The sequence below is a fragment of the Salinisphaera sp. C84B14 genome (assembly GCF_040361435.1).
GTDB lineage: Bacteria > Pseudomonadota > Gammaproteobacteria > Nevskiales > Salinisphaeraceae > Salinisphaera.
Genome location: NZ_APNL01000002.1, coordinates 230,001 through 254,917, shown reverse-complemented (window position 1 = coordinate 254,917; position 24,917 = coordinate 230,001). Strand labels below are relative to the sequence as shown.

At 63.5% G+C, this 24,917-nt stretch carries 16 protein-coding genes; 10 read left to right on the top strand and 6 right to left on the bottom strand.

Annotation, left to right across the window (positions count from 1 at the left end; translation table 11 throughout):
* The first annotated feature begins 9 nt into the window (after window positions 1-9).
* Complete coding sequence (gene gyrB, locus C84B14_RS02640) at window positions 10-2,430, top strand: DNA topoisomerase (ATP-hydrolyzing) subunit B (RefSeq protein ID WP_353221735.1); 2,421 nt, start codon at window positions 10-12, stop codon at window positions 2,428-2,430.
* A 57-nt stretch (window positions 2,431-2,487) separates the two neighbouring features.
* On the opposite strand, the gene gmhB is transcribed toward gyrB, so the two are convergent.
* Genes gmhB through glyQ form a run of 3 tightly spaced genes read right to left on the bottom strand, consistent with a single transcriptional unit; the run spans window position 2,488 to window position 6,056 of the window.
* A complete protein-coding gene (gene gmhB, locus C84B14_RS02635) occupies window positions 2,488-3,048 on the bottom strand; it encodes a D-glycero-beta-D-manno-heptose 1,7-bisphosphate 7-phosphatase (RefSeq protein ID WP_353221734.1) in 561 nt (186 codons plus the stop codon).
* 33 nt (window positions 3,049-3,081) lie between these two features.
* Window positions 3,082-5,163 (bottom strand): glycine--tRNA ligase subunit beta, encoded by a 2,082-nt coding sequence (gene glyS / locus C84B14_RS02630; RefSeq protein ID WP_353221733.1) that lies wholly within the window; start codon window positions 5,161-5,163, stop codon window positions 3,082-3,084.
* Window positions 5,160-6,056, bottom strand: coding sequence for a glycine--tRNA ligase subunit alpha (glyQ, locus tag C84B14_RS02625; protein ID WP_348766473.1), 897 nt, complete (start codon window positions 6,054-6,056; stop codon window positions 5,160-5,162). The genes glyS and glyQ overlap by 4 nt, the downstream gene beginning before the upstream one ends.
* A 259-nt stretch (window positions 6,057-6,315) precedes the next feature.
* Here glyQ and glnA point away from each other — a divergent pair, with 259 nt between their 5' ends.
* The 4 genes from glnA to glnG all read left to right on the top strand — a co-directional run bounded on the left by glnA (window position 6,316) and on the right by glnG (window position 11,634).
* Window positions 6,316-7,725 (top strand): glutamate--ammonia ligase, encoded by a 1,410-nt coding sequence (glnA, locus tag C84B14_RS02620; RefSeq protein ID WP_348766472.1) that lies wholly within the window; start codon window positions 6,316-6,318, stop codon window positions 7,723-7,725.
* Between the two features lie 129 nt (window positions 7,726-7,854).
* The gene (locus C84B14_RS02615) at window positions 7,855-8,541 is read left to right on the top strand and encodes a DUF4124 domain-containing protein (protein ID WP_353221732.1); all 687 of its coding nucleotides are present in this window, start codon (window positions 7,855-7,857) and stop codon (window positions 8,539-8,541) included.
* 471 nt (window positions 8,542-9,012) lie between these two features.
* On the top strand, window positions 9,013-10,089 hold the full coding sequence (gene glnL / locus C84B14_RS02610) for a nitrogen regulation protein NR(II) (protein ID WP_348766470.1): 1,077 nt from the start codon (window positions 9,013-9,015) through the stop codon (window positions 10,087-10,089).
* 21 nt (window positions 10,090-10,110) lie between these two features.
* Window positions 10,111-11,634, top strand: coding sequence for a nitrogen regulation protein NR(I) (gene glnG / locus C84B14_RS02605; RefSeq protein ID WP_353221731.1), 1,524 nt, complete (start codon window positions 10,111-10,113; stop codon window positions 11,632-11,634).
* Between the two features lie 49 nt (window positions 11,635-11,683).
* On the opposite strand, the gene C84B14_RS02600 is transcribed toward glnG, so the two are convergent.
* Window positions 11,684-13,009 carry an NAD(P)/FAD-dependent oxidoreductase gene (locus tag C84B14_RS02600; protein WP_353221730.1) on the bottom strand — a complete coding sequence of 442 codons (1,326 nt, stop codon included), beginning with the start codon at window positions 13,007-13,009 and terminating at the stop codon, window positions 11,684-11,686.
* A gap of 65 nt (window positions 13,010-13,074) precedes the next feature.
* Between C84B14_RS02600 and C84B14_RS02595 the strand changes: the two genes are divergently transcribed.
* From C84B14_RS02595 to C84B14_RS02580, 4 genes are all read left to right on the top strand, one after another.
* Window positions 13,075-13,839, top strand: coding sequence for an NRDE family protein (locus C84B14_RS02595; RefSeq protein WP_353221729.1), 765 nt, complete (start codon window positions 13,075-13,077; stop codon window positions 13,837-13,839).
* Between the two features lie 13 nt (window positions 13,840-13,852).
* Window positions 13,853-15,805 (top strand): alpha/beta hydrolase family protein, encoded by a 1,953-nt coding sequence (locus C84B14_RS02590; RefSeq protein WP_353221728.1) that lies wholly within the window; start codon window positions 13,853-13,855, stop codon window positions 15,803-15,805.
* A gap of 334 nt (window positions 15,806-16,139) precedes the next feature.
* Complete coding sequence (locus C84B14_RS02585; RefSeq protein WP_353221727.1) at window positions 16,140-18,023, top strand: autotransporter assembly complex protein TamA; 1,884 nt, start codon at window positions 16,140-16,142, stop codon at window positions 18,021-18,023.
* The gene (locus C84B14_RS02580; RefSeq protein WP_353221726.1) at window positions 18,020-21,916 is read left to right on the top strand and encodes a translocation/assembly module TamB domain-containing protein; all 3,897 of its coding nucleotides are present in this window, start codon (window positions 18,020-18,022) and stop codon (window positions 21,914-21,916) included. The genes C84B14_RS02585 and C84B14_RS02580 overlap by 4 nt, the downstream gene beginning before the upstream one ends.
* 462 nt (window positions 21,917-22,378) lie before the next feature.
* On the opposite strand, the gene C84B14_RS02575 is transcribed toward C84B14_RS02580, so the two are convergent.
* Window positions 22,379-22,951, bottom strand: a complete 573-nt coding sequence (locus C84B14_RS02575) for a DedA family protein (protein ID WP_348766214.1) — start codon at window positions 22,949-22,951, stop codon at window positions 22,379-22,381.
* Window positions 22,951-23,610, bottom strand: a complete 660-nt coding sequence (locus C84B14_RS02570; RefSeq protein ID WP_353221725.1) for an alpha/beta hydrolase — start codon at window positions 23,608-23,610, stop codon at window positions 22,951-22,953. Before C84B14_RS02570 ends, C84B14_RS02575 begins: the two co-directional genes overlap by 1 nt.
* A 197-nt stretch (window positions 23,611-23,807) precedes the next feature.
* On the opposite strand from C84B14_RS02570, the gene C84B14_RS02565 reads away from it, so the two are divergent.
* A complete protein-coding gene (locus tag C84B14_RS02565) occupies window positions 23,808-24,917 on the top strand; it encodes an S-(hydroxymethyl)glutathione dehydrogenase/class III alcohol dehydrogenase (protein WP_348766216.1) in 1,110 nt (369 codons plus the stop codon).

Sequence of the window (24,917 nt, the reverse complement as noted above, 5' to 3'; positions counted from 1 at the left end):
CGGTGACCCATGGCGGAATCGAACGGCGATTACAATTCCAGTAGCATCAAGGTTCTTAAAGGCCTGGAGGCGGTTCGAAAACGTCCAGGCATGTATATCGGCGATACCGATGATGGCACCGGCCTGCATCATATGGTTTTCGAGGTCGTGGATAACGCGATCGACGAAGCACTCGCCGGCTACTGTAACGAGATCCAGGTCATTATCCACCGCGATCAGAGTATTACGGTCAGTGACGATGGTCGCGGCATTCCGGTCGACATGCACGAAGGCGAGGGCAAGCCTGCCGCAGAAGTGATCATGACCGTATTGCATGCCGGCGGTAAGTTTGATGCGAACTCCTACAAGGTGTCCGGTGGTCTGCACGGCGTGGGTGTTTCGGTGGTCAACGCACTATCCGATCGCCTCGAACTGGATATTCATCGCGATGGGAAGCGCTACCGCCAGAGCTATTCAATGGGCGAGCCGCTCGACGAGTTGACCGCGGTTGAGGATACGCAACTCACCGGCACGTCGATCCATTTCCACCCCAGTGGCGACGTGTTCGCCAACATCGCCTATAGCTACGATATTCTCGCCAAGCGTCTGCGCGAACTGTCGTTCCTGAACTCCGGGGTTCGGATCCGGCTGCGCGAAGAAGCCAGCGAACGTGACGTGGTGTTTGAGTACGAGGGCGGGATTCGCGCTTTCGTCGAAAATCTCAACGAAAACAAGACACAGCTGCATGAAACGGTGTGCTACTTCACCGCCGAACGCGACGAAATCGTCGTGGAAGTGGCGATGCAGTGGAACGACTCTTATCAGGAAAGCGTGTTCTGCTACACCAACAATATCCCGCAGCGCGACGGCGGCACCCATCTGGCGGGTTTTCGCGGCGCACTCACGCGCACGCTAAACGGTTATATCGAATCGGAAGGCCTGGCCAAGAAGGAAAAGGTGGCCCCCGCGGGTGACGACGCCCGTGAAGGTCTGACTGCGGTGGTATCGGTCAAGGTGCCCGATCCCAAGTTTTCCTCCCAGACCAAGGAAAAGCTCGTCTCGTCGGAAGTGCGTGCGGTGGTCGAGTCCACGGTCAACGAACACCTGAACGATTTCCTGTTGGAAAACCCGCGCGAAGCGAAGGTCATTGCCGGCAAGGTTATCGAAGCCGCCCGCGCCCGGGATGCGGCACGCCGTGCCCGTGATATGACGCGGCGCAAGGGGGCGCTGGATATCGCCGGTCTGCCCGGCAAACTCGCCGATTGCCAGGAAAAGGATCCGTCGCAGTCGGAACTGTTCCTGGTGGAGGGTGACTCGGCCGGCGGTTCCGCGAAACAGGGTCGCGACCGCCACAATCAGGCGATTCTCCCGCTCAAGGGCAAGATTCTGAACGTGGAGAAGGCGCGCTTCGACAAGATGCTGTCCTCGGTCGAAGTTGGCACGCTGATCACCGCCCTGGGCTGCGGCATCGGTCGTGACGAGTTCGACCCCGCCAAGCTGCGCTATCACCGCATCATCATCATGACCGACGCCGACGTGGACGGCTCGCATATCCGTACCCTGCTGCTGACTTTCTTCTATCGTCAGATGTTCGAGCTGATCGAGGCGGGCTACGTATATATCGCACAGCCGCCGCTCTATAAGGTGAAAAGCGGTAAGCAGGAGTATTACGTCAAGGACGACAAGGAACTTGGCAACTACCTCCTGCGCCTGGCCTTGAGCAAGGCCGAGCTGCGCGTCGAGGCAGACACGCCGGCGATCTCCAGCGATGCGCTGGCCAGTCTCTCGCACCGTTATATGGGCCTGCTCGGCGATATCGATCGCCTGACGCGGCGCTTCGACCCGGCGACGCTCATGGAAATGACCTATCTGCCGCAGGTAACGCCGGAAACGTTCTCGGACGCCCAGGGGATGCAGGACTGGGCCGACCAGCTACAGGCGCGCCTCGACGCCCGCAATGAGGCCCGCCATCGCTACGAAGTGCAGGTCAAGCCGGCCGATGAGCAACGGCCATTGCACTTGCAGGTGACCCGATACAGTCACGGCATTCCGCATACCTTTGTGTGGCACGAAGACTTCTTCACCGGCGAGGAATACCAGCGCATGTCCACGCTCGGCAACGAGCTCATGGAGCTGATGGGTGAAGGCGCCCAGGTCAGCCGCGGCGAGCGCGCGGAGCCGGTGGATACCTTCGAACAGGCCTACGAGTGGCTGCTGGGCGAGGCCAAACGCGGCCTGCACGTACAGCGGTACAAGGGCCTGGGTGAGATGAATCCGGACCAGCTCTGGGAAACCACCATGGATCCGAACACGCGGCGGCTCATGCAGGTGAAGATCGACGACGCCGTGGGCGCGGATCAGATATTCACCACGCTCATGGGCGACCACGTGGAGCCGCGCCGTGAATTCATCGAGCGGAACGCGCTGATGGTGTCGAACCTCGACGTTTAGTCGGGTTCGGCCCTGGCCGGCGTAGTAAACGCCGGCGATGCGCGACAAGGCGGCTTTCTAGCCGCCTTTTTTATGGGTGCGGGATTTATCGCGGGCGATCAGACTGCCGGCAGCCTCAGCGAGATCGTCGTACACGTCGACGCCGGCCAACTCGGCCGCGTCCTCGTCGACGGCCTTGCCGCTACGTACGAGAACGGGCGTTGCGCCGGCAGCGCGTGCGGCCTGTACATCGGAGAGGCTGTCGCCGATGAAGGGCGTACCGGCGAGCGCGCGCCCGAAGCGCTTGGCAATATCGTCGAGCAGCCCGGTGTCCGGCTTGCGGCAGCGGCAACCGTCGTCCGGGCCGTGGGGGCAGAAGAAAATGCCGTCGACGTGGGTGCCGATATCCGCCAGCATGCGGGTCATCTTGTCGTGGATGGCAAACAGCGTGTCGTAATCAAACAGCCCGCGCGCAAGTCCGGACTGATTACTGGCGACGACGACACGATAGCCCGCGTTCTTGAGCTTGAGTATTGCCTCCAGGCTGCCGGGAAGCGGGCGCCATTCAGCCGGCGACTTGATGTAGTCGTCGCTGTCTTCGTTTATGACGCCGTCCCGGTCCAGGATGATGAGCTTCATGATGCATCGCCCGACAAATGTCTGCCGACCAGTCTAATCGCTCTGCTCGAGCGAGAGACAGGAGATATCGGCGACCTGTCGGCAGAGTTCGTCCAGCAGGCTGAGCAGCGCCAGTCGATTCTGCCTGAGCGACGGGTCGTCGGCCATGACCATGGCCTGATCGAAGAAACCGTCCAACGGGGCTGCGAGCGCCGCCAGCGCGGTCAACGCCTCGGTCGGGTTTTTCGAATCCATTGCCTCGACCACCACGTCGCGCTGCGCAGCGTAAGCGGTTGCGAGATCGCGTTCCGTCGGTTCGATGAGCGCGGCGGTATCGAAGGCCCGGCCTTCCACCTCATCGGCGTTGCGCCGCAGGATATTGCGAATGCGTTTGTGGGCGCCGCATACCGTCTGGGCGCTGCTCTCGCGGCCGAACGTATCCAGCGCTCGGATACGGCGGTCGAAATCGACCAGATCGGTGATCCCCAGATTGGCGAGCGCCTCGAAGCGATCCGGGCCAATGCCCTGATCCGCGTAGTAGCCCCGCAGACGTTCCATGTGGAACATCCACAGCGAATCCAGGGTATCGGGTTCAGCATTCACCGGTTGGTTGGCCAGTGCGGCTGCCAGCTCCGCGCGCAGGTCGAGCACGATGCCCGCCTCGATGACGGTTCGCAGAACACCCAGGGCTGCACGACGAAGCCCGAAGGGGTCCTTGTCGCCGCTCGGCCGACGCCCGATGGCGAATATGCCGCTAAGGGTATCCAGCCGGTCGGCAAGCGCCAGCGCACGCCCTGCCGGCGTGCCAGCGATATCGGCGCCGGCACGCGCTGGCGCATACTGTTCGGCGATTGCCAGCGCCACCTCGGTGGGCTCTCCGTCGGCCTCGGCATAGTAGAAACCCATGAGGCCTTGCAGGTCCGGGAATTCGCCGACCATTTCGGTCAACAAGTCGGCCTTGGCCAGCGCGGCCGCACGCTTGACGGCAGATGCCGAGGCGCCGGTCGGCTCGACCAGGCGTTCGCCCGCCTTGGCGATACGGGCACTCTTGTCGGCCAGCGAGCCCAGCGATTGCTGGAAGGTCACGCGGGCAAGTCCGTCGATATGGTGCGCCAGGCCCTGGCGGCGATCCTGATCCCAGAAGAACAGCGCGTCGGACAGACGCGGGCGCACGACCCTCTCGTTGCCGGCGATCACCTGGGCGACGTCGCGGCTTTCGATATTGGCGACGGTAATGAAACCGGCCAGCAGTTCGCCGGCCTCGTTCTCGATCGGGAAATAACGCTGGTGTTCCTGCAGCGTCGAGATGAGCACCTCGCGCGGCAACACCAGGAAGCGTTCGTCGAAGCGTCCGGCAATGCCCACCGGCCATTCCACGAGCGCGGTGACCTCTTCCACCAGGCCATCGTCGATCAGGGCCTGGCCGCCGAAATCGGCTGCGGCCTGTTTTACCTGTTCGACGATACGCTGCCGGCGAACGTCCGGGTCGACCACAACCCAGGCGTCGTTCAACGCCTGGGCATAGTCTTCGGCGCACGCGAGCTCGACCGCATCCGGGTGATGGAAGCGATGGCCGAAGGTCTGGCGGTCCGCGCTCTGTTCGAAAACGCTAAGCGGCACGATCTCACTGCCGTGCAGGGCAACGACCCAGTGCACCGGGCGCACGAACGCGGCTTCACTATCGCCCCAGCGCATCAGCTTGGGAATGGGCAGGCGCTTGATTGCCTGATCGACCGCCGGCTGTACCAGCGTTGCGATCGGCTTGCCCGGCTCGGTCGCGCGATAGACCAGGCGTTCGCCCTTGTCGCTGTCTTCGTGTTCGAGTGCGTCCACGGTGGTGCCCAGCGAGCGCGCAAAGCCTTCGGCGGCCTTGGTGGGCTGGCCGGCCGCGTCATAGGCGATGGCAAGCGTCGGCCCGGCTTTTTCCACCGCGACCGGGTCGGTCGCCGCGGCGACCTCCGCGATCGCCACGGCCAGCCGGCGCGGGGTGGCGTAGCGGGTCGTGGCGCCCAGTGCGAGCCCTGCTTCGGACAGCGCGCTCGTCACACCCTCGGCAAAGGCATCGGCAAGCGTGCGCATGGCCTTGGGGGGCAGTTCTTCCACCCCGATTTCGATGAGTAGCGTAGCGGCGGTCATGCGGCCTCGTCGTCGTTCTTGAGCATCGGAAAGCCAAGCGCCTCACGCGAGGCGTAGTAGGCCTGGGCACAGGCGCGCGCTAGGGTACGCACGCGCAGGATATAGCCCTGGCGTTCGGTTACCGAGATCGCGTGGCGGGCATCCAGCAGGTTGAAGGTATGGGAACACTCCAGCATGCGTTCGTAGGCGGGCAGCGCCAGCTCGGCTTCGACCAGGCGCTGGCATTCGGCTTCCAGCGCATCGAAGTGGGTGAACAGCGCAGCCACGTCGGCGTATTCGAAGTTGTAGCGTGATTGCTCGACTTCGTTCTGGTGAAACACGTCGCCGTAGTAAAGCGTGCCCGCACTCGATTCGGACCAGACCAGATCGTAGACGCTCTCCACGTTCTGGATGTACATGGCGATACGCTCCAGCCCGTAAGTAATCTCGCCGGACACCGGACGGCAATCCAGGCCGCCGGCCTGCTGGAAATACGTGAACTGGGTGATTTCCATGCCGTTGAGCCAGATCTCCCAGCCCAGCCCCCAGGCGCCGAGCGTGGGCGACTCCCAGTTATCCTCGACGAAGCGCACGTCGTGAATCGACATATCCAGACCGAGCGCTTCCAGAGACTGCAGATACAGCGACTGAATATTCTTTGGCGAGGGCTTGAGCAGTACCTGGAACTGATAGTAGTGCTGCAACCGGTTCGGGTTGTCGCCATAGCGGCCGTCGGTGGGTCGACGCGAAGGTTGCACGTAGGCCGATCGCCACGGCTCGGGGCCGATCGCGCGCAAGAACGTCGCCGGATGAAACGTACCGGCACCGACGGGCATATCCAAGGGCTGCACGATGGCACACCCCTGCTCGGCCCAGAACTGCTGAAGCCGGAAAATGAGCTGTTGGAAATCCATGCAAACTGTCCTGTGTTCGAGCGCGGAGTATAACGAAACAGGCCTCTTTCATGGTCTAGCCCGACCCTGCGTCAAAACGGTGCAGAAAAGCCTCTACGCACTATTTAAGTGCTGTCATTGCTCTTTAATGGTGCGGTATGGCGCTGCTTGACCCGAAAAAAGGCAAAGATGACGTGGCACGGATTCTGCCTTTATAGTGGCTATCCTCGTTGCTCTGCACCAGACAGTTCGAACGGGTTCTACATACAAGGAGTCATCAATGGCGAGTAGCGAAGCGCTCAAGCTGATCAAGGAAACCGAGGCGAAGTTCGTCGACTTCCGCTTCTGCGATACGCGCGGCAAGGAACAACACGTGACGATGCCTGCGCATATCGTCGACGAAGAGTTCATGGAAGAAGGCAAGATGTTCGACGGCTCGTCGATCGACGGCTGGAAAGGCATCAACGAGTCGGACATGGTGCTCATGCCCGACGACAGCACGGCGGTGCTGGACCCGTTCTTCGAAGAACCCACGGTCATCATCCGCTGCGACGTACTCGAACCCAACACCATGATGGGCTACGAGCGCGACCCGCGTACCGTCGCCAAGCGTGCCGAAGCCTATCTGGCCTCGACCGGCATCGCCGACACCGCCTATTTCGGCCCTGAAGCCGAGTTCTTCGTGTTCGATTCGGTGACCTGGCAGAACGAAATGAAGGGCGCCGGCTTCGCGATCGACTCCGAAGAAGGCTACTGGAACAGCGCCAAGCAGTATCCGGAAGGCAACATGGGCCATCGTCCGGGTATCAAGGGCGGCTACTTCCCGGTCCCGCCGGTCGATTCCCATCAGGACATGCGTTCGGCCATGTGTCTGGCCATGGAAGAAATGGGCCTGACCGTTGAAGTGCACCATCATGAAGTGGGCACCGCGGGCCAGGGCGAGATCGGCATGCTGTTCAACACGCTGGTCAAGAAGGCCGACGAAACGCTGATCTACAAGTACTGCGTGCACAACGTCGCCCACAGCTTCGGCCGCACGGCGACGTTCATGCCCAAGCCCCTGGTTGGCGACAACGGCTCCGGTATGCACGTGCATCAGTCGCTGTCCAAGGACGGCAAGAACATCTTCTCCGGTGAAGAGTACGGCGGCCTGTCCGAAGAGGCGCTGTTCTATATCGGCGGCATCATCAAGCATGCCAAGGCCATCAACGCCTTTGCCAATGCCTCCACGAACAGCTACAAGCGTCTGGTCAAGGGCTTCGAGGCGCCGGTGCTACTGGCCTACTCGGCGCGCAACCGTTCCGCTTCGATCCGTATTCCGTGGGTTTCCAGCCCGAAGGCACGTCGTATCGAGGTGCGTTTCCCCGATCCGACCGCCAACCCCTATCTCGCCTTTGCGGTGATGATGATGGCGGGCCTCGACGGCATCCAGAACAAGATCCATCCGGGCGAAGCCATGGACAAGGATCTCTACGATCTGCCGCCGGAAGAGGAAAAAGCGATTCCGACCGTGGCCCAGTCGCTGGAAGAAGCGCTCAAGGCCCTCGACGAAGACCGCGAATTCCTCAAGAAGGGTGACGTGTTCACCGACGATCTGATCGACGGCTATATCGAACTCAAGATGGAAGAAGTGCTGCGCATGAAGATGAGCACGCACCCGGCCGAGTTCGACATGTACTACTCCTGCTAAGGCAGGACCCCCGCTTCAGGGGAGGCCGTGGCATGTGCGTTTGATCGCACGGCGCCGCTGGCCGGCAGGGCGCGTCCTTTTATCGGGCGCGCCCTTTTTTATGTCTGCGCTTCGCGCTAGATTGAGGTTATGAAAACCTCCATCGCGCTGTTGCTTCTCGCCCTGGTCGCCGCCGGCACGGCCCAGGCCGATATCTATACCTGGGTGGATGCCCAGGGTGTACGCCATTACAGCGACAGCGCCACGAGCCAGGGCGCGAAGCGGGCCAACCTGCCGGGGCTGCAAACGGTGGACGGCAACCCCGACGCCCTGCAGGAGCTTCAGGCCGCCTCGGACCGCGCCCGTTCGCGAAAGACCAATGCCGAATCGCGCATGCCAACGCTCGTGAGTCCCGAGCCCGAGCAGACCTTCCGCGATGCCCGCGGCATCGTACCGGTATCGGTCGAAATCAGCGGTTCGCCCGAACTGCGCGACGGCGAACAGATCACCTACTACCTCGACGGCAGTCCGATCCCGCAATCGCCGACCGACGACACCCAGCTGTCGCTGGGCAACGTGCCCCGTGGAACGCACACGCTCAGCGCTGCCCTGCTGTATCAGGGCACCGAACTGCGACGTACCGAACCCGTCACCTTCTACATGAAGCCGCCGTCGGCCATCTCGCCGTTGAACAGCAACCCGAACGCGAGCGGCGACGGCAATGGGAGTGATTCGCCCGGTACGACGACGGCCGCGCCTGCCGCGGGCAACGTGGGCGGTGCCCCAAGCACGCCACGATTGAATACCGGCGGCGGCATGGCGGCACCGCCAAGCTAGGTCCTGGCAACGCCAACGAAATCGCCGCGCCGCGGCCCAGTTTTGGCCAAGGTCGTGCGCGGTTAGCCTGGTATCGCTTTGGATATGAGCCAGCTGCAATGCGAGATCGCAAATAAATGGCCCGCCTCCTGACGGGTTGCCTGCGAAAATCCGCCATGTGGCGTTGCCCGTCGTTCATCGGGCGCACCAAACATCTCGCCTCGCGCCTTGCCTGGCGAATTTCTGGACGGCAACGCGACGATCGACGTTAGCGTTGATTGGCCCTACGCCGGTGACCCGCCGCGCCTTGTGGTGCCTGCAGACTGGTTCGCGATCCGCTCGACCCTGGATTAAGCCGAGCGGTCAGAGTTATTGATCCTGCTGTCACAGGGGCACGCCGAGGCGCATAGCACTATGATGGTGCAATAGCGCTGTCGTGGTCCTACTACGCGGGACGTCGGCACTGGCCCAAGTCTTGCTTTCAGCTGCCTCATGAGCTCACGCGACAGTATCGGTGTTCGTCCCGACACCATCCTCGATAACCTCAAGACCGCCGTGGTCTGTCTGGATGCCAGACTGCGGGTGACCTATTTGAATACCGCCAGTGAAATGCTGTTCGGTGTATCGGCGCGTCACTGCGGCAGCGAGCCGTTCGATCGGGCGTTGCCCTATCTGGCCGATCATCGCGAGAAGCTCGAATCGGCGCTTTACAAGGGCGCAGCCTTTACCGAACGCGAACTGTATCTGCGCGCCGGTGGCGGTGATCCGCTCACCGTGGACTGCACGGTCACCCCGTTCACCGACCGTAACGGCGCCTCGGCGCTGCTGCTGGAGTTTCTTTCGCTCGATCGCCAGCTGCGCATATCGCGCGACGATCAGATGCGGGTTCAGAATCTGGCCAATCGGGAGATGATTCGCGGCCTGGCCCACGAGATTAAGAACCCGCTCGGCGGGCTGCGCGGTGCCGCCCAGCTGCTCGAACGCGAGATCGACGACGACGGGCTCAAGGAGTTCACTACCGTCATCATTCGCGAAGCCGACCGGTTGCAGAACCTGGTGGATGGGCTGCTCGGGCCCAGACGCCCGCCCAACAAGCAGCCGCTCAATATTCATGAGCCGCTCGAACACGTGCGGGCGCTGATCAGCTCCGATCTGCCCGCCAACGTGGAGCTCAAGCGCGATTTCGATCCCAGCATTCCGGAAATCAGGGCCGATCGAGAGCAGCTTATTCAGACGCTTTTCAATCTGGTGGGCAATGCCGTGACCGCGCTCGACGGCAGCGGCGAAATCCTGTTGCGTACCCGAACGCAGCGCCTGTTCACGATTGGCGGTACCCAGCACCGGCTGGTGGCTCGCGTGGACGTAATCGACAACGGGCCCGGCATTCCTCGTGAGCTTCTGCCGCGCATTTTCCATCCCATGGTCAGTTCGCGCGCCGAGGGTACCGGCATGGGCCTGCCGATTGCCCAGTACCTCATTCATCTGCACCACGGGTTGATCGAGTGCGAAAGCCGCCCGGGGCAGACCATTTTCAGCGTCATCCTGCCCCTCGAGGCCGGCGATGATTAGCCAGAACAAGGTGAGTTGGCGATGAGCAAAGGCAATACAGGCACGCTCTCGGCGTGGGTGGTGGACGATGACGAATCCATTCGCTGGGTGCTCGAACGGGCGCTCAAGAGCGCCGATATCGACGTGGTCACCTTCCCCGGCGGCGCCGAACTGCTCGACGCGCTCGAAGAGCAGACACCGGACGTATTGCTGACCGATATCCGTATGCCCGGCATTTCCGGGCTGGATCTGCTCGAGCGCGTGCATGCGCGCAAGCCGGAACTGCCGATCATCATCATGACCGCGCATTCCGATCTGGACAGCGCGGTCTCGGCTTATCGGGGTGGCGCCTTCGAGTACCTGCCCAAACCCTTCGACCTCGACGAAGCCGTGGAGCTCGTGACCCGCGCCGCCCGCCTGGCACGCGAAGACCTGCCGGAAGGAGAAGCCGCCAGACCGCAGGCATCGATCATCATCGGCGAAGCGCCGGCGATGCAGGAAGTGTTTCGTGCCATCGGGCGATTATCGGCCTCCAATATCACGGTGCTGATCACTGGCGAGTCCGGCACCGGCAAGGAACTGGTGGCCCATGCGCTGCACGAGCACAGCCCGCGGGCAAGCCGGCCGTTCATTGCCGTGAACACGGCCGCCATCCCCAAGGATCTGATGGAGTCGGAGTTCTTCGGCCACGAAAAAGGCGCGTTCACCGGCGCCGCCGCACAGCGGCGCGGGCGCTTCGAACAGGCCCATGGCGGCACCCTGTTTCTCGACGAAATCGGCGATATGCCGGCGGATCTGCAGACCCGGCTGCTACGCGTTCTTCAGGACGGCCAGTTCTACCGGGTCGGCGGGCACACGCCGGTATCGGTAGACGTGCGTATTATCGCCGCGACGAATCAGGAGCTGGAAAAAGAGGTTCGCAAGGGGCGTTTTCGCGAGGATCTTTTCCATCGGCTGAACGTCATCCGCCTGCGCGTGCCGCCGCTGCGCGAACGCCGTGAGGATATCCCCTTGCTGCTCGAGTTCTTTCTCGGCCGGGCCGCGCGCGAGCTCGATATGGAGCTCAAGAGCCTGAGCAAGCAGGCCAGCCAGTTTCTCAGCGCTCTGGATTGGGCGGGCAATGTCCGTCAGCTCGAAAACCTGTGTCGCTGGCTGACCGTCATGGCCCCGGGCCGCGAGGTGGTACTTGAGGATCTACCGCAGGAATTGCGGGATGGCAGCGCCATGCCGGCCGCCAATGCGGCCACACCGGTCGCGCACGAAAAGCCCGCCGACGCGCAACAGCCAGCGCCGTCTGCGCCCGTGTCCGAAAACGGCGGCGGCTACGTGCAGGCAGGCGAGCAACGCTGGGACGATCAGCTCGCGCACTGGGCCGAGCAACGACTGTCCGAAGGCGCAGACCACCTGCTCGACGAGGCGATCCCGAGCCTGGAACGGGTGATGATCCGCGCCGCCCTGGCGCGTACCGACGGCCACCGTCAGGAGGCCGCACGCCTGCTCGGCTGGGGCCGCAATACGCTTACGCGCAAGATCAAGGAACTCGGCATGGAATCCGAAGCGGTCTGATCGACCGCGCGATCGTGCAGTGGCTTGCTGGCTCGCGCGGCGCCTGGCTTCAGCGTGATTTCTGGCCGCGGGTCTCATGCAACCGGCGGGTATTCGGCGGCCGGCCGGTAATCAGCCGATCGCCGGTGCGACAGGTGAAGTATTTCCATACCCACTGCACCATCACCCGCAGCCGGCGCTCGCTGCCGATCAGCGCATAGATATGTATCAATACCCATAGTAGCCAGGCGCTGAAGCCGGCGATGGTGAAACCCGGCAGATCGGCGACCGCGCGGTTGCGCCCGATCACCGCCATGCTGCCCTTGTCCTTGTACTTGAAGCCGGGGGTGGTCTTGCCGCGGCGACGGCGCTTGAGGAGATTGGCGACATATTCGCCCTGCTGGATAGCGGCCGGTGCGAGGCCGGGCACGGCCTTGTCGGCGCGGTCGGTCACCGCAGCGAGATCGCCGATCACGAAAATATCCGGATAGTCGGGCAGGGTCAGGCTGGCATCCACCACCAGTCGGCCACCGTTGGCTCGCTCGGCGCCGGTACGTTCGGCCAGTATTTCGCCGAATACCGAAGCACGCACCCCGGCAGCCCAGAGCACGGTACGCGCGGCCAGCGTCTTTTCGCCGTCCGGGCCTTTCATGGTCACGCCCTGTTCGTCGATCGAGGATACGAGCGTATCGGTGACCACCTCGACGCCCAGTTCTTCCAGCATGGTCTCGGCCTGGCGCGAGAGCTTTTCCGGATAGGCGGGCAGCACGCGGTCGGCCCCTTCGACCAGCAGAATACGTGTTTCACGTGGATCGAAGCTGCGAAAATCCTCCACCATGATGCGATGCGCGAGTTCGGCGATGGCCCCGGCGAGTTCGACGCCGGTCGGGCCGGCGCCAACCACAACGAAGTTCAGCCAGGGCGCGCGTTCGGCCGCGTCGCTGGTAAGCTCGGCGGTCTCGAACGCATGAAATATGCGTCGCCGCATGCGCAGCGCGTGTTCCACCGTTTTCAGGCCGGGCGCGTGCTCGCTCCACTCGTCGTTGCCGAAATAGGCATGTTTGACGCCGGTCGCCACAATCAGCGTGTCGTAGGAAAGCTCGCCGCTTTCATGGAAGATGAGACGCTTTGCCGGGTCGATATCGTAGGCCGTACTCATCAGCGAGCGGATGTTTTTCTTGTGGCGCAGGGTCACGCGATGGGGCGTACATACATCGCCGGTGGTGAGCATGCCGACGGCGACCTGATACAGCAGAGGCTGAAACGTATGAAAATTGCGCTTATCCACGAGCGTGACGTCGTAGCCGCTGCGTCCGAGCTTGCGCGCGGCGAACAGACCGCCAAAACCACCGCCGACGATGACGACATGATGCCGCGTACTGTTGCTATCACTCATGATTTTGACCCGAAAAATCAGCCGAAAAGCTTAGCAGCTTCGCGCAGCGCAGGAGAGATTGCTGCATGTGTCTGATCGCCTTTGCCTGGCGCGCCCATCCACAACTGGACCTGATCGTGGCCGCCAATCGCGACGAGTTTCATGCCCGCCCGACCGAGGCCGCCCACTGGTGGCAACAGCCAGCCGAAGCATTCGGCGGGCGCGATCTGCAGGCCGGCGGCGCGTGGTGTGCGGCCGATCGGCACGGGCGCTTCGCGGCGGTGACCAACGTTCGCGAGGCGTCGAAGCCGGCCGAGGCGCGTTCGCGTGGTCTGCTGGTGCGTGATTATTTCGCGGCACAAACCGATGCCGGCGACTGGGCTGCGCGCATGCATGCCGAGGGCGATGCCTTCGGGCCATTCAATTTGCTGGTCGGCGATCGAACGAGCCTGTGGTTCGTATCCAATCGCGGCGCGGTGCGTCATCTGGAGCTGCGACCGGGCGTGCATGCCATTTCCAACGGCTGTTGGGGCGATCACTGGCCCAAGACCGAGGCCGCGCAGTCGCGGCTGCGTGGGCGCATCGAACACGACGATCTGGATGCCGGCGCGTTGTTCGAGCTGTTGGCCGATACGGACGCCGCAGCCATCGAGGCCTTGCCGGATACCGGCGTCGGCGCCGAACGCGAGCGTTTTTTATCCCCGCTTTTCATTCGCAGCGACTACTACGGCACGCGCGCCTCCACGGTGATCAAACGCCGCGCTGACGGCTCGGTTGCATTTCACGAGCGGGGTTTCGATGCCAATGCACGGCCCACGCATGCAATCGACGAATCCTGGACTGATCTTTGAAAAAGGCGTTGTCATGACGAACACGCAGGAAAGCACAGAACGCGAAATCCGCCCCTATGGCAGCTGGCCGTCGGCCATCACGGCCGATCATGTCGCCGCGGCAGGCCGTAAACTCAGCGATGTTTGCGTGGACAGGGGCGCCGATACGCCCACTCTTTACTGGATCGAAAGCCGTCCCGACGAGGCCGGGCGCAATACGATCATGCGCCTCGACGACAGCGGCGAGGCCGTGTCGCTGCTTGATGCGCCGTTGAGTGCGCGCAGCGCGGTCCACGAATACGGCGGCGCGGCGTTTACCGTGCATGCGCATACCGTCTGGTTCGTCAACGCGGCCGATCAGGCGATCTATCGGCGGGATGCCGACGGTACGATCGAGGCCGTCACGGCGACCGACGACGACGTGCGCTTTGCCGATCTGCAATACGACGCGCGCCGCGATCGACTCTTCGTGGTCGCCGAAACTCCGGTCGAGGGCGGGGAGCCGAAGGCGACGATCGAACGCGTCACTGCCGAGGGCGCACGGCACGTCGTCGCCGAGGGCCACGATTTCTATGCCAGCCCGCGGCTGTGTCCGCGCGGCGAGCGCCTGGTCTGGCTGGCCTGGAATCATCCCGATATGCCCTGGGATGCCACCGAACTCTGGCAGGCCGAGATCGCGGATCAAGGCATGCCCGGTGCGGCGCGCTGCCTATGGGCGCCGGCCGATGCCTCGTTGTTCGGCCCGCGTTTCGCCCCGAACGGGCGGCTGCATATCGTTTGCGACGATAACGAGTGGTGGAATATCTATCGCGAGCGCCCTGGCCAGGACGGCTTCGAGGCAGTCACCCGCGAGCGCGCGGAATTCGGCGTGCCGCAATGGGTGTTCGGCCAGAGTACCTATACCTTCACCGACGACGGCCGGCTCATTGCCATGGCCACCGCCGACGGCCTGTGGCAGATCGGCGAGGTCGATCAGAACAGCGGCACGTTCTTGCCCTGGCCGCTGGCCTGGGATTTCTACGAACAGCTGCAGTCCATCGGCGACGCCGTGGTCGTGGTGGCCGCCGACGCACGCACGCCGAAACAGCTGGTAGCCATCCAGCACGACGGCACGCCGCGGGTGCTGCGGGCAACCGACGGCCTGCCGGCTACTGCCGCCCTGTCGGCCCCGGAACCGATCAGCTGGCCGACCGCCAGCGGTGATACGGCGCACGGGCTGTACTATGCGCCGGCAAGCCACGCCTATCGTGGCCCCGAAAACGAACGCCCGCCGTTGATTCTCAAATGCCACGGCGGCCCGACCGGGGCGACCAGCACCGCGCTGGATGCGCGTATCCAGTACTGGACGTCGCGCGGCTATGCGCTGCTGGACGTCAACTATCGTGGCAGTACGGGGTACGGTCGTGCCTATCGTCAAAAGCTGACCGATGCCTGGGGCGTGGCCGACGTCGCCGACTGCGAATACGGCGCGCGCCATCTGACCGAGATGGACCGGGTCGACGGCGAGCGCGTGCTCATTTCCGGCAGCAGCGCGGGCGGCTATACGGTGCTGTGTGTGCTCACCTTCACCGACGTGGCCGCCGCCGGCGCGAGCTATTACGGCATCGGCGACCTGCGCCGTCTGATGGCCTCGACGCATAAATTTGAATCCCGCTACCTGCATCGGCTGATCGGCGCCGACGAGGCACTGCTGACAGAGCGCTCGCCGCTGGCGCACGCGGAACGCCTGTCCTGCCCGGTGTTGTTCTTGCAGGGGCTCAAGGACAAGGTCGTACCCCCGGACCAGGCCGAAACCATGGCCGCCGCGCTGCGCGAACGCGGCGTGGCGGTGGCCTACGTAGAGTTTGCCGAGGAACGGCACGGATTTCGTGATGCCGACAATATTCGTACCGCGATCGAGTCCGAGCGCGCCTTCTATACCCGGGTCCTGGGCATCGACGGCGTCGACGATTGTCGCGCGTTGACGATCGACAATTTCGATCGCTAAGGTCTGATAACGCTAACGAAACCGCTGCGCCGCGTCCCATTTTTCGTGCAGGACAATGCGCGATGCGCGTCGTTCATTTGGTTGACCAAACATCTGTCCTCGCGCCTTGCCTGGCGAATTTCGGGAAGGCGACGCGAGGATTGGCGGTAGCGTTCACGGGCCCCAGACGGGGCGGCCATGAATCGCCGCAGCGGCGCCGCGCGTAGCTAACACAGGCGAGGCCGGGCCGGATGTTTGTGGAGCACGGTTTCGTTTGCGGTAATCTTGGGCATCAGGTCTGCGTTTCGTCTGGCAGCCCGTTCGGCCTGTCGGGGGCTTTGTTTTGAAAACGCGGATGCGCACACAGCATTGGTTGGGCAACACGAGCACCGTGATCCGGCGCTATAGCACCTTATTCAAGCGGCGGCACCTGCCGCTGGTGGTGGTGATCGCGCTTGCGGGTGTGCTCGTGCGTCCGGCGGTGGCCGATACGGTCAACGTCAATATCGACGGCATCAACGATCCGCTGCTCGCCAACGTGCGCAACTCGCTTTCCGTGGCCGCCGAGCATGAAAAGCCCTGGGCGCCCGGCAAGATCCGGCGTCTGTATCGGCTCGCGCCCAACGAGATCAAGGCCGCGCTCGCGCCTTTCGGCTATTACAACCCGACGATCGAACAAACGCTGGCCGAGCCCGGCGACGACGGCGATACCTGGCAGGCCACCTTTCGTATCGACCGCGGCCCCCAGACCAAGGTCACCGCGCTCAACCTGGCCGTGCGCGGACCCGGCGACGAGCTGCCCGAAATCCGCGAAGCGCTGCGTGCGAGCAAGCTGGCAACCGGCAAGCGGCTGATCCACTCGCAGTACACGGCCACCAAGAACGCGCTGTATACCGCGGCCTACGATGCCGGCTATCTCGACGCGCGCTTCAGTCAGGCGGTCATCCGCGTGCGCCCCGACAACAATACGGCGGCGATCGATCTGGTGCTCGATACCGGCGAGCGCTACTACTTCGGCGACGTCAGCTTCGACCAGGACGTGCTCAACGACGATTTCGTGCGTCGTTTCGTGCCGTTCAAGGCCGGCGATCCGTTCGATGCCGAGCGCCTGGTGGACCTGCAGCTGATCCTGTCGGATACCGATTACTTCAACAAGATCTCGATTCAGGCCGAACGCGGCGACGCCGAGCGCGAAGCGCCGATCGGCGACTGGCTTTTCGATATCATCTATCCGCCGGACGATCCGCTCATCAGCATCGGCCGGCTACAGGTGCCCGTGGGGGTGACCGCCGAGCCGAGCAAGCCGCAGAGCTACCAGATTTCGGCCGGTTACGGCACGGATACCGGCCCGCGCGTGGGCCTGGGCGTGAAGTTTCGCCATCTCAACAAGCGCGGCCATCAGTTTCGCAGCGATCTGCGCCTGTCGGCGGTCCAGCAGGCCCTGCAGGCCTCCTACGATATTCCTATCGCCAACGTCGCCCAGGACAAGCTCAGCTTCACCGCAAACGTCGCCAACGAGGATTTCGGCGATATCACCTCGATCAACTACGGTATCGGCGCGGTGCGCGACACGGGCTGGTCGCTCGGGCGCAAGCGCGCCTATATCAATCTCGAACGCGAGACCTACGATCTGGGCGATGACGTGGGCGATCGCACCTCCACGCTGCTCTACCCCGGTTATACCCTCACCCTGCAGAAGGCCGACGACCTGCTCAATACGCGCAAGGGTGTGAGCGCGTCGGTGGACGTGCACGGCGCCAGCGAGTCGCTGGGCTCGAGCGTGGATTTTGTCCAGGCGAAGGTGACCGGCAACGCGGTGTTGCCGTTGACCTCCAAGTCCCGGCTGCTGCTGCGTAGCCAGTTCGGCGCCATCGAAGTGGACGACTTCGACGAACTGCCGCCGTCGCAGCGGTTTTTCACCGGCGGTGATCGTACCGTGCGCGGCTATGGCTATCAGCAGATCAGCCCGGAAAACGCCGACGGTGACAACATCGGCGGCCGTTATCTGGCGGTGGGCAGCATCGAAGCCGACTACAAGGTATACAAGGACTACGGTCTGGCCGCCTTCTTCGATGTCGGCGATGTGGCCAATACCACCAGCTTCGACTTGAAGCGCGGCGTGGGCATCGGCTTTCGCTGGGCTTCGCCGGTCGGCCAGATCCGGCTTGATCTGGCTCATCCGCTGGACGATCCGGACAGCGATTTCCGTATTCACTTCAGCCTCGGCCCCGACCTGTGAGCGAACACGACGACAACGACGCCGCCTCCGAGCCCGCGCAGGCAAACGGCGAGCACAAGCACGCGACCGGCAAGAAGCGCTCGCGGGTCTGGCGTATCGTCAAATGGACGCTGCTGATTCTGCTGGTGATCGTGCTCGTACTCGTGGGCCTGATCGCCTGGGTGGCGACCACGCGCAGCGGGCTCGACTTCGCCTGGGGCCAGATCGGGCCGCGCCTGCCCGACGGCATTGAAGTGGCCAGCGTCGAAGGCCGGCTGATCGGCCCGCTGGAAGTGCGCGGCGTGAACGTCGAAACCGAGACCCTGAAGCTGTCGGTCAACGCGGTGGATCTGGACTGGACGGCCAGCGAACTGCTTTCGGCCACCGTGCACGTACGCAATCTCGCCGTACGCGGGGTGAACTACGAAGTCACAAAGATCGTCGATACCCCGGAACCCGAGCCGGAAGAGCCGGCCGAGCCGTTCAGCCTGCCGGACGCGATCGACCTGCCGGTCACGGTCCAGATCGACAACGTGGCGCTGGACGATATTTCTGCCACGACGGCACCGGACGCCGAGCCGTTCGTCGTCGATACCGCGCGGCTGGCCAATGCCCGCCTGGACGACGAAAACTGGCATATCGAATCGCTGACCGGCCACGGTCCGATGTTCGACGTGGATGCCCAGGCACGGCTGAACCCGCGCGGTGGCTATGCCACCAATCTGACGCTCAACGCCGCGCTGCGCCTGCCCGATCTGGCGCCGATCGAGGCCGATGCCGAGCTTGAAGGCGATCTAACCAACCTGAACGTCGATACCCGGGTGGCCGCCCCATATAACTTAACGCTGAGCGGCCGCGTGACCGATGTGCTGGACAATCTGGCGCTATACCTCACGCTCAAGCTCGACGATACGCATCTGTCTGCGATCCGGCCGGATTTGCCGCAGGCGGGCGTGAGCGCGTCCGTTGGGCTGCAGGGGCCGCTCAAGGCGCTCGATACAACGGTGGAAGTGGACGCCGACAGCGCCGAGTATGGTCGGGCCACGCTGGGCGCCGTGCTGCGTTACACCGGCGACACGGCTGTCATCAAAGCCTTGACACTGGCGGTTCCCGACACGCCGGGGCGTCTCTATGCCCAGGGCGATATCGCGCTTGCCGAAGGCAACACGATGAACCTGCTGGTGGATTGGGGCGATCTGCAATGGCCGCTAACCGGCAACGCGGCCTATCGATCGCAAAAAGGCCGTGTTCATCTCACCGGCGCGCTGACGGACTACGAGCTGGCCGCGAATATGGCCTGGCAGGTCGTGGGCCAGACCGAAGGTCGGCTCGATGTCCAAGGCAGCGGCAGCATGGAAGCCTTCGAGCTGGCCAAGCTCGATATCAGCGGTGGCCCGGGCGATATCAACGGCAACGCCTCGATCCGCTGGGCGCCGGCGCTGGACGTCAACGCCCATCTGGAAGGCTCGAACATCAATCCGGGCGCGGTAGTGGCTGATGTACCGGGCGATTTCGACCTGGTCGCCGACCTGCGGGCGAAACAGGACGGCGAGCGCATCGTGGCCGATATCGACAAGCTGACCGCCCGCGGCAGCCTACGCCGCCAGCCGCTGCGCCTGGACGCCAAGGCCCGGTATCTGGGCGATCATGTCCTCGTGGATCGGTTCGACCTGGTCTCGGGCGCCACCGATGCCAAGATCAGCGGCCGCTTTGGCTGGACACCGGACGCCGCGCTCGACGGCCGCTGGACGATCGATTCCAGCGATCTGTCCACGGCCTGGCCGACGCTGGCCGGCTCCTTGCAGAGCCGGGGCACGGTCAAGGGCCGGGTGTCGGCGCCGAACGTGGATGCCACCCTCGCGGCCCGCAATATCGCCCTCGACGACAACCGCGTGGCCCGCGCCGATCTGAATGCCAAGGTCGACTGGTCCGGCAACAGTCGCTCCAACGTGGCGCTGGATATCGCCGGCGTGAATGCCGGGGGGCAGGCGATCGACAGCGTGGCCCTGCGCATGAACGGTACGCCCGGCGCGCATTCGATCAGCGCCAACGTGGATTCCGAGATCGCCACCGCGGATATCGGCCTTGACGGCGCGCTCGACAAGAACACGATGAACTGGCGCTATTCGCTCAAGCAGCTCAAGGCGGCGTACGGCGAACTGGCCCCGTGGACGCTGGCGACCACGGCCAAGGGGGCGGTATCGGCTAAGGCGCAGTCGATCGAAAACGCCTGCCTGACCTCGGGCGACGCCCGTGTTTGTTTGCGCGGCAGTCACGACGCCAAGGCCAGCAACGCCCATATCGAGCTGTCGGACTTTGCCTACGACTACGCAAAAACCTATTTCCCCGAAGGTCTGGATATCAACGGCTCGGTATCCGGCACCATCGACGCCCGTCTACCGGCTGCCGGCGACCCCGACGTCGACGCACGCCTGAACACCAGTGCCGGCAGCGTATCCATGACCCAGCCCGACGAAAGCGTTGTGCGGATTGTGGATATGGAGCCCGGCACCATCACCCTGCGTATGCAGCGCTCCGCACTCGACGGCGCCATCGACCTGCCGCTGGGTCAGACCGGGCGTATTGCCGCGGATGTCGCGGTGGCGCCCGGCACCGCGCCGCTGACCGAACGTGCACTCAGCGGGTCGGTCAATCTCGATATTCAGCGCCTGTCGGTCATCGAGCAGCTCTCGCCGGAAGTCGACGAGTTCGATGGCAAGATCGCCGGCCAGCTCAATCTTGGAGGCACCCTCGCGCGTCCGAGCGTACTGGGCGATATCGGCCTGAACGCCTCGCGCGTGGTCCTGGTCACGCCGGGCCTGGTGCTGACCGATCTGAGTCTGGCGGCCAACGGCCGCGGCGATACCATCGGTATCGAAGCGAGCGCGAAATCCGGCGGCGGCACGCTCGCGGCCAACGGCGCGATCGCGCTCAACGACGACGGCCAGGACGTGGATCTGACCATTCGCGGCGAGCGCTTTCAGGTGGTCAACATCCCGGACGCCACCGCCTACGTCAGCCCTGATCTTCGCGTGGCCGTCACCCCGTCCCGGGTGGATGTCGAAGGCCGCGTGGTGGTGCCCGAGGCCTCGATCACACCCCGGGATCTGCCGGCCTCGGGGGTGACCACCGTCTCGGGCGATCAGGTGATCGTGACCGACGAACAACCCGATGCGGCGACCGAGGCGATCAGCCGCGCGATTCATGCCGATGTGCAGGTGGTGCTTGGCGACGACGTGCATATCGAGGGTTTTGGCCTGACCGCCAATCTCACCGGCGATCTACGCGTGGTGCAGCAGCCGGGTGATGTGACCACCGGCACCGGCGAGATTCAGATCGTGGACGGCGCGTACCGGGCCTACGGTCAGAATCTCGATATCCAGGAAGGCCGTATTCTTTTCGCCGGCGGGCCGGTGAGCGAACCGGGGCTGGATCTGCGCGCGGCGCGCTACCCGGCCGAGGACGTGACCGTGGGAGTGGAAGTCCGGGGCAGCGTCGAAAACCCGCGGCTGACCCTGTTTTCCGAGCCCGCGATGGGCCAGTCCGAACAGCTGTCCTGGCTGTTGCTGGGGCGCCCGCTCGACGGCGCCAACAGCCAGCAGTCCAGCCTGGTCGCGCGCGCCGCGCTGGCGCTGGGGAACAACCGGGCCAATCAGACGCTGGAAAATGTCGGCGATCGACTGGGTATCGACGATATCGGCATAGGCGCCGGGGCCGGTCAATCCAGCGACAACGCCGCGTTCACGGTCGGCAAGTATCTTTCGCCCAAGCTTTATGTGAGCTACGGCATCGGCCTGTTCAACCCGGTATCGACGCTGTCGCTGCGCTATACGCTCAGCTCGCGCTGGCGCTTGGAAACCGAGTCGAGCAGCGTGGCCACCGGCGGCGACCTGATCTATTCGATCGACCGCTAGGGTCGGTTAACGCTAACGAGATCGTCGCGCCGCGCTGTGTTTTTCTGCCATGCGGCGTTGCGCGGCTTGACCCTGGAATAATCAGGGCCGGCGCCACGCGCCTTGTCTGGCACGATTTTGCGCAGCAACGCCGCCATCGGCATGAGTGTTAACAGGCCCTGGGCGAGCGATATTCGAACACCGCGGGAAGGTAAGCGGTGCTCGGGCCGCAGATCCACACAGATCAAAGACCGCCGTGTGCTACGGGCGGTAGCCACCAGTCAGCCGTTGGGCTAACCGGGGGGCGCGTCGTCGGATCGTGTCTTGATCTGGGCCGATATGCGTCGATCTGCAGGCAAAATGCGCGTTTGTTGCAAGCCGTAGCCCAACACGACGGGGCTCAAATCAGGTCGGCTTCCTCCATATAATCTGCAGGCTCTGGCCTTCAGAGTGACGCAATAATCGCGTACGAGATCGGCTATGTCAGCGTTGGGCGGTGACGTTGCGGCGCATCCAGTAGATCGCCAGGCCCAGCCCGGCACCGACGAGCACAACGGCCGCCAGGATCTTTTCTACATCCTGAATATGGGCCAGGGCGTGCTCGATCGCGCCGGCCAGCTGCACGCCGACAAAGGTGACCGTGCCGACCCACAGCAGCGTGCCGATCGTGGCCAGCACAAAAAAGCGTAGCGGCGATACGCCAAGCGAGCCGAGCAGAAACGGGGTGACGTAGCGCAGACCGTAGAGAAAACGAAAGCCGATCATCACCGGTGCGCCGTAGCTTTCGAGCAGGCGTTCGACCCGGGCGATCTTGGGCTGCCAGCCGGGGCGCCGATCCAGCGCCGGCCGGCCCATGCGGCGGCCGATATGAAAGCACAGGTTGTCGCCGATGATCGTGGCTACGGTGGCTGCGACGATCACGCTCTCCAGCGAGAGCCAGCCGCGGTGGGCGCCGAACACGCCCAACAGAATCGAGGTTTCACCTTCCAGAAGACAGCCGATGGCCACCGCGAAGGCGCCGAAATCGGCGATCAGGGCCTGTAGCGTTTCGATCATTACAGCAAACGCTCGCCCAACCAGCGGCCGATCGTGGCTATCTCGGGCATGCAGACCTGGTGCTGCATCGGGTATTCGTGCCAGGCGACGTCGTAGCCTTGCTCCAAGAGGTGATCACGGCTGGTTTGGCCGAGTTGCACCGGCACCACCGGATCGTGACTGCCATGGGCCATGAGAACCGGGGTGGCGCGGTTGGCGTCGCTGGCTTCGCCGGGCAGGGTTTCGGCCAGGGGCAGATAGGTGGACAGACCCATGATGCCGGCCAGCCGATCGGCATGGCGGACGCCGGTATGCAGCGCGATCGCGCCGCCCTGTGAGAAGCCGGCGATAACAATGGATTCTGTCGCCACGCCGCGCTCGAGCTCGCGGGCGATGAGCTGTTCGATCTCGGCCGCGCTGTCGTGAATGCCCTCGGCATCCTGCTTGTCGGCGATCGCCATGCCCTTGATGTCGTACCAGGCGCGCATGGCCATGCCGTTGTTAACGGTCACCGGGCGCGTTTTGGCGTTGGGGAACACGAAACGAATGCCGTGATCCGTGCCCAGGCCCAGTTCGTCGACGATCGGCACGAAATCGTTGCCGTCGGCGCCCAGTCCATGCAGCCAGATCACGCTGGCGCGGGCGGTGGTTTTCGGTTCGATCTCGATACAGTCGAGCATGCGTTATCGCGATGAAGGAAAAACGAGAAGGCGAAGTCTGGCCAGACGCGGCCCTGCGCGCAAGCAATTCTTCGCGTTCGAGGGCCATGTTCAACCATTGTCTGTCTTGCGTAGGCGTTGGACCGATGCGATAGACTCGAATGCCATATTCATACAAGCAATGATGCAACGACCTCATTGCATAACGAGGATACGCCATGAAAAGTCGTGCCGCCGTGGCCTGGGAAGCGGGCAAACCGCTGACTCTTGAAGAGATCGACGTTGCACCGCCGAAAGCCGGGGAAGTATTGGTACGCATCGTGGCGACCGGGGTCTGCCATACCGATGCGTTCACCCTGTCGGGCGCTGACCCGGAAGGCTTTTTCCCGCGTATTCTCGGCCATGAAGGCGGGGGCGTGGTCGAGGAAGTCGGCGAAGGTGTAACCAGCGTGTCGCCGGGCGACCACGTGATTCCGCTGTATACCGCCGAATGCGGCGAGTGCAAGTTCTGTAAATCCGGCAAGACCAACCTCTGTGGCGCGGTGCGCGAAACCCAGGGTCAGGGCCTGATGCCGGATGGCACCAGCCGTTTTTCCAAGGACGGCACCGAGCTCTATCACTATATGGGCACGTCCACGTTCTCGGAATATACGGTTGTGCCGGAAGTCTCGCTGGCCAAGGTCAACAAGGAAGCACCGCTGGACAAGGTGTGCCTGCTCGGCTGCGGCGTGACCACCGGTATCGGTGCAGTGTTCAATACCGCCGGCGTGGAAGAAGGCTCGACCGTGGCGGTGTTCGGCCTGGGCGCGATCGGTCTGTCGGTGATCCAGGGTGCGCGCATGGCCAACGCCAGCCGCATCATCGCGATCGATATCAACCCGTCGAAGTTCGATTTCGCCAAGCAGCTGGGTGCCACCGAGTGCGTGAATCCGAAGGACTATGACGACCCGATCCAGCAGGTCATCATCGAACTCACCGACGGCGGCGTGGACTATTCCTTCGAATGCATCGGCAACGTCAACATCATGCGCGCGGCGCTGGAATGCGCGCACAAGGGTTGGGGCGAGTCGACCATTATCGGCGTGGCCGGCGCGGGCGAGGAGATTTCCACCCGCCCGTTCCAGCTGGTGACCGGTCGCGTATGGCGTGGTTCCGCCTTCGGCGGCGTCAAGGGTCGTACCCAGCTGCCGGACTACGTGAATCGCTACATGAACGGCGAGATCAATATCGACGATTTCGTCACCCATGATCTGCCCTTCGAAAAGATCAACGAAGCGTTTGATCTGTTGCATGAAGGCAAGGCCATTCGTTCGGTTCTGCACTTCTAG

Excerpts from the sequence above, each read along its gene's own strand:
- glnG (WP_353221731.1), top strand. The coding sequence starts at position 10,111 with ATGAGCAAAGGCAATACAGGCACGCTCTCGGCGTGGGTGGTGGACGAT.
- glyQ (WP_348766473.1), bottom strand. The coding sequence starts at position 6,056 with ATGGATTTCCAACAGCTCATTTTCCGGCTTCAGCAGTTCTGGGCCGAG.
- C84B14_RS02575 (WP_348766214.1), bottom strand. The coding sequence starts at position 22,951 with ATGATCGAAACGCTACAGGCCCTGATCGCCGATTTCGGCGCCTTCGCG.
- C84B14_RS02600 (WP_353221730.1), bottom strand. The coding sequence starts at position 13,009 with ATGAGTGATAGCAACAGTACGCGGCATCATGTCGTCATCGTCGGCGGT.
- C84B14_RS02565 (WP_348766216.1), top strand. The coding sequence starts at position 23,808 with ATGAAAAGTCGTGCCGCCGTGGCCTGGGAAGCGGGCAAACCGCTGACT.
- gyrB (WP_353221735.1), top strand. The coding sequence starts at position 10 with ATGGCGGAATCGAACGGCGATTACAATTCCAGTAGCATCAAGGTTCTT.
- C84B14_RS02570 (WP_353221725.1), bottom strand. The coding sequence starts at position 23,610 with ATGCTCGACTGTATCGAGATCGAACCGAAAACCACCGCCCGCGCCAGC.
- glnL (WP_348766470.1), top strand. The coding sequence starts at position 9,013 with ATGAGCTCACGCGACAGTATCGGTGTTCGTCCCGACACCATCCTCGAT.
- C84B14_RS02590 (WP_353221728.1), top strand. The coding sequence starts at position 13,853 with ATGACGAACACGCAGGAAAGCACAGAACGCGAAATCCGCCCCTATGGC.
- glnA (WP_348766472.1), top strand. The coding sequence starts at position 6,316 with ATGGCGAGTAGCGAAGCGCTCAAGCTGATCAAGGAAACCGAGGCGAAG.
- glyS (WP_353221733.1), bottom strand. The coding sequence starts at position 5,163 with ATGACCGCCGCTACGCTACTCATCGAAATCGGGGTGGAAGAACTGCCC.
- C84B14_RS02595 (WP_353221729.1), top strand. The coding sequence starts at position 13,075 with ATGTGTCTGATCGCCTTTGCCTGGCGCGCCCATCCACAACTGGACCTG.
- C84B14_RS02615 (WP_353221732.1), top strand. The coding sequence starts at position 7,855 with ATGAAAACCTCCATCGCGCTGTTGCTTCTCGCCCTGGTCGCCGCCGGC.
- C84B14_RS02585 (WP_353221727.1), top strand. The coding sequence starts at position 16,140 with ATGCGCACACAGCATTGGTTGGGCAACACGAGCACCGTGATCCGGCGC.
- gmhB (WP_353221734.1), bottom strand. The coding sequence starts at position 3,048 with ATGAAGCTCATCATCCTGGACCGGGACGGCGTCATAAACGAAGACAGC.